Source organism: Arenibacter sp. ARW7G5Y1 (assembly GCF_003201775.1).
Taxonomy (GTDB): domain Bacteria; phylum Bacteroidota; class Bacteroidia; order Flavobacteriales; family Flavobacteriaceae; genus Arenibacter.
In genome coordinates this window covers 126,483-139,073 of sequence record NZ_QJJZ01000015.1, presented here as the reverse complement: position 1 = coordinate 139,073, position 12,591 = coordinate 126,483, and the positions used below count along the sequence as shown (strand labels likewise).

Below are 12,591 nucleotides of genomic sequence, written 5' to 3'. Positions count from 1 at the left end.
TTATTTCGATTTATTTCTCTGCGCCACATCCCCGTTACCGGGTATGTGGCACGCTGTCTTTACAATATATCAATGAACTTGTTTCTCTTCTTTTCGTTCGCCCTGTCTCCCAAAGCGGCTGCAAATGTACAGCCTTTTTTTTATCCGCCAAGCTTTTTTGAAAAAAAATTATTTTTTCCCCTCGGCCGGCCTATATCGAACAGAACCTATATGAACGCGGTGCTCCCAACACCCTTTCCGCACACTCCGTAATTCCTTCGTTTGCGGGGTGCAAATCTACCACCCTTTTTTAAATCCACAAGGGTTTTTTTAAACTTTTTTTGCCTTTTTAAACAGGATGCGCACAACACGCTGTCAACAAGCATCTTGCAGCGAACCATCCCGCAAAAAAGGGAGAACAATTTAACACTTTTTTCCCTGACCGCAAAACACCGAAACGTTAAAACAGGAACGCCCCCCTAAGTGGACATGCCAGCCCAAGACCGCAGGCCGAACGGAATGGCAAAAAGAGGGGCACACAATACATTTTCTTAAAATAGTTCGGGGAATATAGAGAATTACACACCCCTACTCCTTAGACTTTTTCTGGTCTTTCCAGATATTGGTAAGGGTAGCATAATCGTATTCCAATACGGAAGGTTGCCGTTCCAAACTGAAATCCGCAAAGGCCCGTTGCAAAATATCCTCAATAAGGTAATCCTCGTGCACCAGATCGGGATGGAATTCTTCCTTGATACTAATGTTGAACATTTTAGCCGTGGTATTGTACCAGAAAGCACGCCAGCCACTCCGCAACTCTTTTACCAGGTCAAAGGCCGTAATCCCCGTTTGCCTATAAATGAGCTTTACCAAAATCTGCCCTTCGGTACGTGTCAGTTTCTTTAATTCCTCGGAAAATTCGTCCTCAATAAATTTCTGAACCTTGCGGGTAAACCTTCTTTTATGCGAATTCTTCTTTATATGCTCCAAACTATCATTAAGCTCCACCAACCTCTCGGCAGCCAATTTGGCATATGGATACACCTTCATAGTCTTCCTCCTTAGTATATAATAGCGTAACTTATCGTTATAGGAGGAGAATTTAAGCCTACCAAATACATAAACCTCATTTAGCGCAATGGAACTTTGAAGAATGGAATCGCCTTCCATTATTACATACTGTTCTGCCAATGAATCCAAAACCTCCTCCTGAACCTGCGACATGCCGCAAAATGCCAATAATCCACAAAGTATTGTTAACAGTCTCTTTTTCATTGAATCTAATTATACAAAAGCCAGGCCAAAATTAAGGATAAAGAAAGAATGTTATTATTAATTAAAAGTGAATATTGTTAAGTTTGTATTCAAAATATACGTAAATGAGCACAAAAAAGATTCTTACCAAAAAATCAATGGATTTTTTAGAAAAATATTTAAACAATGCCTCCCCCACAGGTTACGAATGGGAAGGGCAAAAATTATGGATGGAATATCTGAAACCATATGTGGATACTTTTATTACCGACACCTACGGCACCGCTGTGGGAGTTATAAATCCCGACGCCAAATACAAGGTGGTCATTGAAGGGCATTCCGATGAAATATCGTGGTACGTAAACTACATCACGGACAATGGATTGATCTATGTAATACGAAACGGTGGAAGCGATCATCAAATTGCCCCCTCAAAATGGGTGGACATCCACACTAAAAATGGAATTGTAAAAGGCATATTTGGATGGCCGGCCATTCACACCAGGGACAGCTCCAAAGAGGAATCCCCTAAATTGGATAACATCTTTATAGACATTGGTGCCAAGGATAAGGCCGAAGTGGAAAAAATAGGGGTACACGTAGGATGTGTCATCACCTATCCGGATACCTTCCAGGTTCTAAACAAGGATAAATTTGTTTGTCGTGCCATTGACAACCGAGTGGGCGGCTTTATGATCGCCGAGGTGGCCAGACTTCTCAAGGAAAATAAAAAATCCCTTCCGTTTGGACTTTATATTACCAATTCCGTACAGGAAGAAATTGGACTAAAGGGGGCCGAGATGATTACCCATAGAATAAAACCGAATGTCGCCATTATCACCGATGTTTGTCACGATACTACCACCCCTATGATAGAGAAAAAGAAACAAGGCCATACCGAAATCGGTGCAGGCCCTGTAATCTCCTATGCCCCGGCAGTACAGAACAAACTCAGGGAGCGGATTATTGAAACTGCAGAATCCAGTAAGATCCCCTTTCAGCGTATGGCTGCCTCGAGATTTACCGGCACGGATACCGATGCCTTTGCCTACAGCAATGGCGGAGTGGCCTCTGCCCTAATTTCACTTCCACTTAGATATATGCATACCACGGTGGAAACGGTTCATAGGGACGATGTTGAAAACGTAATTAAACTTATCTACGAGACCCTTCTAAACATTAAGGAGGGCGAAACTTTTAGTTATTTTGAATAGCACCGTACAATCCTCCCTTTGGGGAGGATTTTTTTATATTGTATAATTGGCCAATTAATAGATCATATAGTTTTAAATGGATGAATTAATAGACGTATTGGATGCCGACGGAAATTACACGGGTAAATGCATCATGAAATCTGAGGCGCACAGAAAGGGGATTTTTCACCCTAGTATCCATGTTTGGCTTTATAACAAAAACGGAGAAATACTTATTCAACAGCGGGCCAAAAACAAAGATACCCATCCAGGACTTTGGGATGTATCCGTTGCCGGACATATAGGAGCCGGTGAAGACATAGTGGAATCTGCCATTAGGGAAGTAAAGGAGGAGATCGGTCTTGACATCAAAAAAAAGGATCTTCACAAATTAGGTGTGTTCAAATACAGCCACCAACATCATCAAGATTTATTGGACCGTGAATTCCACCATACATTTTTATGTGAACTGAAAGTACGCTTGGCAACACTTGAAATGCAGGAAACAGAAGTAGACGATCTTGCCCTAATTTCATTGCCCCTGTTCCGAAAAGAATTGGAAAGCAGGGTCATTTCCAAAAAATATGTGCCTTATGACATGGAATACTACGAAACCGTACTCAATGCCTTGCAAAAACGGCTATAATTTGTTTATAAAGTCCCCTACCCTTTCCATACTATAGGTTTCCTGCCCCCCTTTAACCATGTCCTTGACCACAAAGGACTGGTTGCTCAATTCCTGCTCCCCTATCAATATCACATAAGGCACATTCCTTTTGTTGGCATATTTCATTTGTTTCTGCATCTTGGCACTGGAAGGGTACAGGTCACATTTTACACCAGCTCTCCTTAATTGATTAACCAGTTTTAAAGAAATAAATGCTTCCTTGTCCCCAAAATTAACACAGAGCACCTGTAATGATTGATCTATGGCTTCCGGGAAAAGCCCCAGCTCCTCCAATACCAAATAAATTCGGTCCAATCCAAAGGAGATGCCTACCCCGCTCACATCCCTAAGACCAAAAATACCGGTAAGGTCATCATAACGACCACCGCCGCCAATAGAGCCCATACTTACCCCTTCCGGAGCGGCCACTTCAAATATGGCCCCCGTGTAGTAATTAAGGCCCCTGGCCAGTGTAACATCTATTTTTAAATTGGCAGATTGCAGTCCTAGTTCCTCCAAGGTTTCAATGATAAACCTTAACTCCCCCACTCCTTTGCTACCTTCCTCGGAATCCTTTAGCAAGTTCTCCAAAGCCGATAACTGCTCCAGATTACTGCCGTTTAACGCAAATAAAGGGGCTGCCTTTTCAATGGCTGCATCAGAAATGCCTTTTCCCCTCATTTCCTTGGAAACCCCATCAATCCCTATTTTATCGAGCTTATCCAAAGCCACGGTAAAGTCGATCAACTTATCGCGTTCCCCGATTACGTCTGCAATCCCGGCCAAAATCTTCCTATTATTGAGCTTAATGGTAACCCCTTCCAACTTCAAATCCGTAAATACAGCATCGTACAACTGTACCAATTCCACCTCTTGCAAAAGGGAATCCGACCCCACTACATCCGCATCGCACTGAAAAAATTCACGAAAACGCCCTTTTTGGGGTCTATCGGCACGCCATACCGGTTGAATCTGATATCTTTTAAAGGGAAAGTCTATTTCATTTTGGTGCATTACCACATAACGGGCAAAAGGCACGGTAAGATCATAACGGAGGGCTTTTTCCGAAATCCTTGAAGTTATGGCACTTGAGTCTTTGGTAGCATACAGTTCATCATTCACCTTGTTCAAGAAATCCCCAGAATTCAATATTTTAAAGATCAATCGATCGCCTTCATCTCCATATTTTCCCATTAAGGTTTCCGAATTTTCAAAGGACGGGGTTTCAATAGGTTGAAAACCGTAGGTTTGAAAATGCTTTTTTACCACTTCGAAAATATAGTTTCTCTTATTGACTTCGGATGGGGAAAAATCCCTGGTCCCTTTAGGTATGGATGGTTTTTGTGCCATTGTTTCTAATTCTGCTGTAAATATAACGGATTGTGGAATTTTGCCTATGTCGGATCAAACAAAATTAACCAATTAGATTGTCAAACCATTTATATAGTTCTCCTTTGGTAATTACGGCTCCCTGCTTTATCAAATTAAACTTATCCAGATTTTTGTCGGCCGAATATGCTTTGGAGGCCGTTAAATATTCTACAAAATCCGATTGATAGTTTTTTCTAAACCAAGAAAAGCCTTCTTTGGTACTTAGATCAATATCCGGATTCATCACCTTTACCGAAATAAGTTTCATTTCCTTTTCTTCCGTATGGAATAAATGCATTTGCTGGGCAGATATATTTTCCAGAAAACGTACTTTGGACAATACACCTTCCCAAATTAGATCGCTAAAAATATCCAGCTCCTCTTCGGCCACCTCCGGTTTTTCCGTTTTCAACTTTTCCCATTCCTCCCCTGTGATGGATTGTGTAGCCAAAAAATTGATAAACTCTGGGTGCAACTCCTCTAGCTGTTGTCTTGTTAATCTTAAATATTTCATTTTGCCACTAAATTTCGAAATCGCCCTGCCCATGAAACCAGGACGAACAAATAGAACAATTGTTTACGGTGAATTTTAAGGTAATTAACATAAAAAAGGCCACATAAATGCGGCCTTTCTTATTACTTATCCGGATAATATTATCCTTTTGCCTCTGCAATCACTTCAAATGGGAAATCGACTATTACATCTCTGTGCAATCTTATTTGAGCATTGTAGGGACCTGTTCTTTTAACGGCTCCACCCTGAATGATAATATATTTCCTATCAAGGGAGTGTCCAGCTTTTTCCAAAGCGTCGGCCAAATCCATATTGGTAATAGATCCAAATAATTTATCACCGGCACCAGCTTTTGCAGCAATCTTGATTTCCAATTGCTTAATGGCTTCCGCTGTCTTATTGGCAGCATCAACAACCTTCTTCTCTTTATGGGCCCTTTGTTTTAAATTTTCTGCCAACACTTTTTTGGCTGATGGCGTAGCTAAAGAGGCCAATCCTCTTGGAATTAGGTAGTTTCTACCAAAACCATTCTTAACGTTCACCAAATCATCTTTAAAACCTAAGTTTTGTACGTCTTCCTTTAATATAAGTTCCATCGTCCGTTTCTTTTTATTTTAATAAATCGCCAACATATGGCATTAAAGCTAAATGACGCGCTCTTTTTACAGCAACGGCCACTTTACGCTGATATTTCAAGGAAGTTCCAGTAAGTCTCCTTGGAAGCAATTTGCCTTGCTCGTTTACCAACTTTATTAAGAAATCAGGATCCTTATAATCTACATATTTAATACCTGATTTTTTGAAACGACAATATTTCTTTTGAGTATTGGTCTCTATATTAAGAGGAGTAAGATATCTAATCTCTCCGTCTTTTTTACCTTTTGCCTGTTGTTCTATTGATGCCATAATCCTTACGCTTTAGCTTTTAACTTTGTTCTTCTTCTTTCTGCCCATGATACGGCATGCTTGTCTAATTTTACGGTCAAAAAACGCATAACCCGTTCGTCCCTTCTGAATTCCAATTCGTAAGGGGCAACAACGTCGCCTTCAGCTGTAAACTCGAACAAATGGTAAAAACCACTTTTCTTGTGTTGGATCGGATAGGCCAATTTCTTCAGCCCCCAGTTTTCTTTGGCTACCATTTTGGCACCTCTGTTAATTAAGAAATCCTCAAATTTCTTAACTGTTTCCTCTATCTGAACATCAGATAGAACGGGATTTAAAATGAAAACAGTTTCGTAATTGTTCATATGTTTAAAAATTTTTAAGTGTGCAAAAGTAATTATTTTTTGTTCATATCACAAGAAAATGAAAAAATCTTCGTTATACCTAGAGAAAACATAATATTGAACTTAACCAAAAACAATTAAACTATGGTCATTGCCATTTACACAACAATTACTGCAATGTTTACAACTTTTGTTGTACATCAGCGTGATTTTTAAGTACTTTGTCGATGATTTAACCCCACAAATCAACCATTTATGAAATTAAGAAGCATTATCGTGGACGACTCGTCCATGCAGCGGATGGCAGTTGCCAAACTGGTAAATAACCATCCGAATCTGGCTTTGGTAGCTGAGTACAGTAATGCCATTGAAGCTAAGAACGGCATCAAGAACAACGAAATAGATTTAATTTTCCTAGATGTAGAGATGCCCATTATCACTGGATTCGACCTATTGGAGTCCCTAGATAACAGCCCTCAGGTAATTTTGATCACTGGAAAACCGGATTATGCCCTTAAGGCATTTGATTACGATGTAACGGATTACCTTCACAAGCCTATTACCTTATCCCGGTTTGACGCTTCCGTTAAGCGGGCCGTGGCAAAATACGAACAAATCAATAAGGTAACGGAAGACGAAGAACACATCTTTGTTAAGAGCAACCTGAAGAAAAGAAAGGTTATTTTAAATGAGATAAAATGGATAGAAGCCTTGGGCGACTACATAAAACTAGTTACAGATGAGGCCAATATCGTAATTTTATCAACAATGAAATCTTTTGAAAAACAGTTGCCGGAAGATAAGTTTTTGAGAATTCACAAGTCCTATATTGTCAACTTGGAGAAAGTAGAGAAGTTTAACAGTAAAAATGTAGAAGTTAGTGGAAAACAAATACCTCTAAGTAGAAATAAGAAAACTGAATTGGCAGAGGCCCTAAATAATTTTTAGATAATTATATGTGATCTACATTGTAGATTACCCTAATACCTCTGTAGTAGGAAATAGCATTAAAGGATTTTTCAATTCTTTTAATGCTATTTTTTGTTTTTACCAAAGAGTATTTTCCCCCAATCTTGATTACAACATTCTTTATATACTGATTTCGGATTCTTGCCACAGGCGGGTATTCCGGCCCCAAAACACTTGCTCCAAAACTATTTCTCAGCGATTTGGCAAACCATTCCGCAGCCTCGTTAAGCTTATTGTAATCCTTATGTTTAAAGGTGATTTTTATAATCCTATTTATGGGGGGGTATTTATACTGTTCCCTTTCATAAATCTGTTCTTGGAACATCCCATTATAATCTCCTGTGGTTACCTGCTGCAATATCCTATGGTTGGGGTTATAGCTCTGAATAATCACCTTCCCCCTCTTCTTGGTCCTCCCTGCCCTACCGGCCACTTGGGTCAATAATTGGAAGCTTCTTTCATGGGCCTTAAAATCAGGAAAATTCAACAGGGAATCCGCGTTCATTATTCCCACCAAATTTACATTCCTAAAGTCGAGCCCCTTGGTCAACATTTGGGTACCCACCAGAATATCGATTTCCTGTTGCTCAAATGAGGTGATTATCTTTTCGTAACCATGCTTGCCCCTGGTGGTATCCAGGTCCATTCTCCCAACATTGGCATTTGGGAACAAAGTATTTAGCTCCTGCTCCACCTGTTCGGTCCCAAAACCTTTGGTATCCAAAGTGGCATTCCCACAAGCTTGGCAAGTTTCCTGAAGGGCAATATGATAGCTACAATAGTGACAACGCAATTGTTTTCTATGCTGATGATAGGTTAGACTTACATCGCAATTAGGACATTGGGGGGCATGCCCACAGGTGGTACATTCCATAATTGGTGCAAATCCCCGTCTATTTTGAAAGAGAATAACCTGCTCCCCATTGTCCAAGGTCTCTGTAATGCCCTCCAGAAGTCGCTCCGAAAAATGCCCCTTCATCCTTTTTTTACGGGACTGCTCCTTAATATCTACCAATTCCATATCCGGCATTAGTACATTGCCGTATCTTCTTTCTATTTGCGCATAGCCATACTTGCCAACCTTTACATTATAAAAACTTTCCACACTAGGCGTAGCCGATCCCAAGAGAATATTGCTCCCGTGCAAATTACCCAAAACTATGGCGGCATCCCTTGCATGATATCGAGGTGCCGGGTCATACTGCTTAAAAGAGCTTTCGTGCTCTTCATCCACAAGAACCAATCCCAAATCCTTAAATGGTAAAAACAGGGCCGACCTGGCCCCTATAACAATTTGTGCCACTGGCTTGTTTTGCAGGACATTGTTCCAGACTTCCACCCTTTCCTGCACATTGTACTTGGAATGGTACACGGCCACTTTTTCCCCAAAATAGGCCTGCAATCTGGAAATCAATTGGGTGGTAAGGGCTATTTCCGGTAGAAGGTAAAGGGCTTGCTTTCCTTGGCTTAAAAATTCTTCGATCAGCTTAACATAGACCTCCGTTTTCCCCGAAGAGGTAACTCCGTGAAGAAGGACTACCTTGCCGTCTTCAAAGGAGCTTTTTATATCCTTGAGAGCACCCTTTTGATAGTCGTTCAAAGACTTTAAGGTTTCGGTTTCTTCATCCCCCCCATACACCACCCTATCGGTCTGAACAAAATGTTCTTCCAAAATACCTTTATCTATCAAGGCCTTAACAATGGCACTGGAACTATTACTGGCCTTTTCCAAGTCGCTCACTTTTACGGGCTTTTTGGTTACAGCCTGTAATTGAAACAATGACAAAACCACTTGGCTCTGTTTAGGGGCTCGGGTTAAACTATTCAACAAGGCTTCCAAATGCTCTTCGGACCTATGGTTTTTCCCAAGTTGAACATATCGTACCAATTTGGGTTTATACTGCTCATACATCTCTTCCTTGAGAAAGATGATATTCTTATGAAGCAACCTATTTAAAACCGGGATTATATTCTTTTTGTCCAGAATATCACTTATTTCCTGAACCCTCAGAATTGATTGATGCTGCAAGGCCTCAAACACCATAAATTCATCATCGGGCAAATCGCTTTCCTCTATCTCCACCCTATCGTTCCTCAAAATCAAGGTTTCACTTTCCAGTAGCAGGGCACTTGGTACGGCCGAGCGAAAAACTTCCCCGATGGAACACATATAATATTGGGCCAGCCATTGCCAGAACCTAAGTTGGATAGTGGTCACAATGGGATAATCGTCCAAAATTTGATCTATCTCCTTTGCTTCGTATACGGTGGGAGCTGTGTTGTGGATCTCGAACACCAGGGCTGTGTAAATTTTGGACTTTCCAAAGGGTACGGCCACCCTCATTCCCGGATTTAATACTTCGGCCTCTTCCTTGGTAACCTTATAGGTAAAGAGCTTTTCTATAGGTATGGGTAAAATAACATTGATAAAATCCTGCTGCATAGTCCCAAAAGTTCTATCCTTCCACCCTTATCCATGTCTGGGTGCGGTAGATAAAAGCCAAATATCCCCTAACCTTTAATTCATCCGGATTGTCGGGGTTTAGCCACAATTTGCATCTAAAGGTCATGGCCTGTTCGGGATCGAACAGGGTTTTGCCCTTCCATTCCCCATTACCAATGTGTTCCACATCTTCAATTATTTTCATTCCAACTATTGGCTGGTTCTTTTTGTCTCCGTCACATTTTACACAAACGGCATTTTCCTTACCTTCTTCCAAGATCTCCACCACATGACCGTACATAAGCCCATCTTCTTCATAGATACTAATAATTGCCTTGGGATTACCTGTCCTATCATCGATGGTCTTCCATTTTCCAAAGATGCTCTGGCCGGAAGTGGACAAAGAAAAAAGCATAAAAACACCCCATATTGCCCATTTATTCCTTTCCATCATGTTTTTCATATTTTTTCCTTAAAGAATTTAATGAGGCATTCAGTTCAAACCCCAACAGCAAGATATTGGAATTTAACCAAATAAATACCAATAAAATCAATAAACCACCCAAAGCACCATATAATTCGTTATATCTGGCAAATTTTTCAACATATACCCCGAACAAATAGGAAGTAAGGATAAAAAGTAAGGTTGTCATTAATGCCCCGGCCGAAAAAAATCTGGCCTGTCTTCCTTCCTTGGTTCCAAAAAAGTATAAAATAGCCGTTATAAAATAGGCCAACACTCCTAAAAATAAAAATTTTCCCCATTGCACCAAAAGAAATTCACTTTCATCCACCTCCAATTCCACTCCCGTATGTGTTATATCATATAAACCGATAAGCACATATGCCTCAAAATAAACAAATATGACCGCACCTATCAATAGTAGTATGGACAGCATCAAACCAACCATCAGGGCATAGACATACTGCTTAAACATACTGCGGTTGAGATTTACATGGTAGGAGTTTTCAAACCCTACAAAAATTGCATTCACCCCATTGGCCATTAAAAAAATTGAGGTTATAAATGCGATTGCGGAAGACAGGACATCCCCCCTCTCCTGCTCACTGATCTGCAGGTATATTTCACTAAAATAATCACCCGTTGCCCTTGGCAAAAATGATTCCAAAAATATTAGAAATTCCGTGTCAAAATTTGAATTCCCCACAGAAACATAGGGAATTATAAAAGGAATTAGGGTAACCAAAAATATTAACAATGGAAATAGGGCCAAGAACAAACTGAAGGAAATGGAGCTCGCTCTGGTAGACAAAGCCCCCTTTACGATCCCCATCACATACATCTCCATAAGATCATAAAATGAAAGTCCCTCAAAGGCTGGCAACTTAAACCTTTTCATAAGGCCCACTACCCAATTTACTATGGGGATCTTCTCCAGTTTTCTTTCAATTTCCTGGGACATTTACACGGCTTTAAGACTGAGGTCCATATTGTATATGGAATGCGTCAATGCCCCGGAAGAGATATAATTTACACCGCATTCCGCGTATTTCCGTATGGTGTCCCCATTAATGCCTCCAGAAGATTCCGTGAGGCATTTATCCCCTATCATATTTACTGCTATCCGCGTATCCCCAAAGCTAAAGTTATCCAACAAAATTCTATAAATGCCATTGGATTGCAGGATCACCTCAACTTCTTTTAGGTTTCTAGCCTCCACGATAATTTTTAGATCCAATTTTTTTTCGGCCAGATATTGCTGTGTTTTTTCAATGGCCTTAGTGATACCTCCGGCAAAATCGATATGGTTATCCTTTAACATTACCATATCATAAAGCGCAAATCTATGATTTTCACCCCCACCTATCTTTACTGCCCATTTTTCCAGGGCCCTTATTCCCGGGGTGGTCTTACGGGTATCCAAGATTTTGGTATCGGTGCCTTCCAAAAGCTTTACAAAATAATTGGTCTTTGTGGCAATAGCGCTCATTCTTTGCATACCATTGAGCACCAATCTCTCCGCCTTTAAAATACTTTGCGAACTTCCTGTCACATAAAAAACAATGTCTCCAAAGTTAACCGAGGCTCCATCATTGATAAGAACTTCCACGTCTAAATTCCTGTCAACATATTGGAAGACCTTTTTGGCAAAATCCACTCCGGCAATTATACCCTTATCCTTGACCAATAATTTTGCTTTTCCGGTTGCTGTGGCAGGAATACAGGCCAATGAACTGTGATCTCCATCACCCACATCTTCCCGTATGGCATTCTTGATAATTAAATCGAGTTCTGTCTTAAATTGTTCTTCTGAAATCATGGAATACTTTTACCTTGCTAATTTAGTAAAATGTTTGTCCAATTCCACCTACTTTGATATTTCATTAAATGCCAAACGTTCCAGATAAAACAGCTCCCCAAGGTAATTTGAAACCTATTGCCCCCATCCTCACTTCAATTCTTCCTATAATTGTCCCATACCAAAACAAGCTTCTTTTTGGAGTTTGAAATATGCACCTTACATTTGCCTATGACCATTAAATTATTAGTACTGGGAAAAACAGATAGTGCTCAATTAACCCAATTGATCGAGGAATATCAAAATAGGTTAAAACACTATATAAAATTTGAGTTGGAAATAATCCCCGACATCAAGAATACCAAAAACCTTTCGGAAAAGCAACAAAAGGAGAAGGAGGGCGAAGCCATTTTAAATAAGCTCAACCCTACGGATCGGTTAGTTCTGCTTGACGAAAACGGTAAGCAGAAAACCTCTGTGGAATTCTCGGGATACCTACAAAAAAACATGAATTCGGGCCTAAAGCAGCTGGTATTCGTCATTGGCGGGCCTTATGGTTTTAGCGAGGCCGTATATCAAAAAAGTCAAGGCAAGATAAGTTTATCAAAAATGACCTTTTCACATCAAATGGTTCGATTGTTTATGGTGGAACAACTTTATAGGGCTTTTACCATCCTAAGGAACGAACCCTACCACCATCACTAGCAAAAG

At 40.3% G+C, this 12,591-nt stretch carries 14 protein-coding genes; 4 read left to right on the top strand and 10 right to left on the bottom strand.

Going from position 1 to position 12,591, the window contains the following annotated elements; translation table 11 throughout:
* Window positions 1-567: 567 nt before the first annotated feature.
* Window positions 568-1,254 (bottom strand): DUF4294 domain-containing protein, encoded by a 687-nt coding sequence (locus C7972_RS19150; protein ID WP_110357778.1) that lies wholly within the window; start codon window positions 1,252-1,254, stop codon window positions 568-570.
* Window positions 1,255-1,358: 104 nt separating this feature from the next.
* On the opposite strand from C7972_RS19150, the gene C7972_RS19145 reads away from it, so the two are divergent.
* Both C7972_RS19145 and C7972_RS19140 read left to right on the top strand, forming a co-directional pair.
* Window positions 1,359-2,447 (top strand): M42 family metallopeptidase, encoded by a 1,089-nt coding sequence (locus tag C7972_RS19145; protein WP_110357777.1) that lies wholly within the window; start codon window positions 1,359-1,361, stop codon window positions 2,445-2,447.
* A gap of 76 nt (window positions 2,448-2,523) precedes the next feature.
* Entirely contained in the window at window positions 2,524-3,072 is a 549-nt protein-coding gene (locus C7972_RS19140) for an NUDIX domain-containing protein (protein WP_110357776.1), read from the top strand.
* On the opposite strand, the gene hisS is transcribed toward C7972_RS19140, so the two are convergent.
* From hisS to rpsF, 5 genes are all read right to left on the bottom strand, one after another.
* Entirely contained in the window at window positions 3,067-4,443 is a 1,377-nt protein-coding gene (hisS, locus tag C7972_RS19135) for a histidine--tRNA ligase (RefSeq protein ID WP_110357775.1), read from the bottom strand. The two genes, C7972_RS19140 and hisS, sit on opposite strands and share 6 nt — an antisense overlap.
* Window positions 4,444-4,507: 64 nt before the next feature.
* Window positions 4,508-4,978, bottom strand: coding sequence for a DUF6495 family protein (locus tag C7972_RS19130; protein ID WP_110357787.1), 471 nt, complete (start codon window positions 4,976-4,978; stop codon window positions 4,508-4,510).
* 140 nt (window positions 4,979-5,118) lie between these two features.
* Window positions 5,119-5,574, bottom strand: coding sequence for a 50S ribosomal protein L9 (gene rplI / locus C7972_RS19125; RefSeq protein WP_110357774.1), 456 nt, complete (start codon window positions 5,572-5,574; stop codon window positions 5,119-5,121).
* A gap of 13 nt (window positions 5,575-5,587) precedes the next feature.
* Window positions 5,588-5,887, bottom strand: coding sequence for a 30S ribosomal protein S18 (gene rpsR, locus C7972_RS19120; protein ID WP_176225701.1), 300 nt, complete (start codon window positions 5,885-5,887; stop codon window positions 5,588-5,590).
* A gap of 2 nt (window positions 5,888-5,889) precedes the next feature.
* Window positions 5,890-6,228 (bottom strand): 30S ribosomal protein S6, encoded by a 339-nt coding sequence (gene rpsF / locus C7972_RS19115; protein ID WP_110357773.1) that lies wholly within the window; start codon window positions 6,226-6,228, stop codon window positions 5,890-5,892.
* Between the two features lie 234 nt (window positions 6,229-6,462).
* Between rpsF and C7972_RS19110 the strand changes: the two genes are divergently transcribed.
* The gene (locus C7972_RS19110) at window positions 6,463-7,155 is read left to right on the top strand and encodes a LytTR family DNA-binding domain-containing protein (RefSeq protein ID WP_031444569.1); all 693 of its coding nucleotides are present in this window, start codon (window positions 6,463-6,465) and stop codon (window positions 7,153-7,155) included.
* A gap of 4 nt (window positions 7,156-7,159) precedes the next feature.
* Here the strand turns inward: C7972_RS19110 and priA are convergent, their stop codons facing one another.
* The 4 genes from priA to nadC are packed head-to-tail and all read right to left on the bottom strand — an operon-like array spanning window position 7,160 to window position 11,901.
* Complete coding sequence (priA, locus tag C7972_RS19105; protein ID WP_110357772.1) at window positions 7,160-9,619, bottom strand: primosomal protein N'; 2,460 nt, start codon at window positions 9,617-9,619, stop codon at window positions 7,160-7,162.
* Window positions 9,620-9,632: 13 nt separating this feature from the next.
* Complete coding sequence (locus tag C7972_RS19100) at window positions 9,633-10,082, bottom strand: DUF2147 domain-containing protein (protein ID WP_258364896.1); 450 nt, start codon at window positions 10,080-10,082, stop codon at window positions 9,633-9,635.
* Window positions 10,057-11,043 carry a YihY/virulence factor BrkB family protein gene (locus tag C7972_RS19095; RefSeq protein WP_110357771.1) on the bottom strand — a complete coding sequence of 329 codons (987 nt, stop codon included), beginning with the start codon at window positions 11,041-11,043 and terminating at the stop codon, window positions 10,057-10,059. Before C7972_RS19095 ends, C7972_RS19100 begins: the two co-directional genes overlap by 26 nt.
* The gene (nadC, locus tag C7972_RS19090; protein WP_110357770.1) at window positions 11,044-11,901 is read right to left on the bottom strand and encodes a carboxylating nicotinate-nucleotide diphosphorylase; all 858 of its coding nucleotides are present in this window, start codon (window positions 11,899-11,901) and stop codon (window positions 11,044-11,046) included.
* 210 nt (window positions 11,902-12,111) lie between these two features.
* On the opposite strand from nadC, the gene rlmH reads away from it, so the two are divergent.
* Window positions 12,112-12,585, top strand: a complete 474-nt coding sequence (gene rlmH / locus C7972_RS19085) for a 23S rRNA (pseudouridine(1915)-N(3))-methyltransferase RlmH (protein WP_110357769.1) — start codon at window positions 12,112-12,114, stop codon at window positions 12,583-12,585.
* The last annotated feature ends 6 nt before the right edge of the window (window positions 12,586-12,591 follow it).

Excerpts from the sequence above, each read along its gene's own strand:
- C7972_RS19150 (WP_110357778.1), bottom strand. The coding sequence starts at position 1,254 with ATGAAAAAGAGACTGTTAACAATACTTTGTGGATTATTGGCATTTTGC.
- C7972_RS19140 (WP_110357776.1), top strand. The coding sequence starts at position 2,524 with ATGGATGAATTAATAGACGTATTGGATGCCGACGGAAATTACACGGGT.
- C7972_RS19145 (WP_110357777.1), top strand. The coding sequence starts at position 1,359 with ATGAGCACAAAAAAGATTCTTACCAAAAAATCAATGGATTTTTTAGAA.
- nadC (WP_110357770.1), bottom strand. The coding sequence starts at position 11,901 with ATGATTTCAGAAGAACAATTTAAGACAGAACTCGATTTAATTATCAAG.
- C7972_RS19110 (WP_031444569.1), top strand. The coding sequence starts at position 6,463 with ATGAAATTAAGAAGCATTATCGTGGACGACTCGTCCATGCAGCGGATG.
- rlmH (WP_110357769.1), top strand. The coding sequence starts at position 12,112 with ATGACCATTAAATTATTAGTACTGGGAAAAACAGATAGTGCTCAATTA.
- rplI (WP_110357774.1), bottom strand. The coding sequence starts at position 5,574 with ATGGAACTTATATTAAAGGAAGACGTACAAAACTTAGGTTTTAAAGAT.
- C7972_RS19130 (WP_110357787.1), bottom strand. The coding sequence starts at position 4,978 with ATGAAATATTTAAGATTAACAAGACAACAGCTAGAGGAGTTGCACCCA.
- C7972_RS19100 (WP_258364896.1), bottom strand. The coding sequence starts at position 10,082 with ATGAAAAACATGATGGAAAGGAATAAATGGGCAATATGGGGTGTTTTT.
- priA (WP_110357772.1), bottom strand. The coding sequence starts at position 9,619 with ATGCAGCAGGATTTTATCAATGTTATTTTACCCATACCTATAGAAAAG.
- C7972_RS19095 (WP_110357771.1), bottom strand. The coding sequence starts at position 11,043 with ATGTCCCAGGAAATTGAAAGAAAACTGGAGAAGATCCCCATAGTAAAT.
- hisS (WP_110357775.1), bottom strand. The coding sequence starts at position 4,443 with ATGGCACAAAAACCATCCATACCTAAAGGGACCAGGGATTTTTCCCCA.
- rpsF (WP_110357773.1), bottom strand. The coding sequence starts at position 6,228 with ATGAACAATTACGAAACTGTTTTCATTTTAAATCCCGTTCTATCTGAT.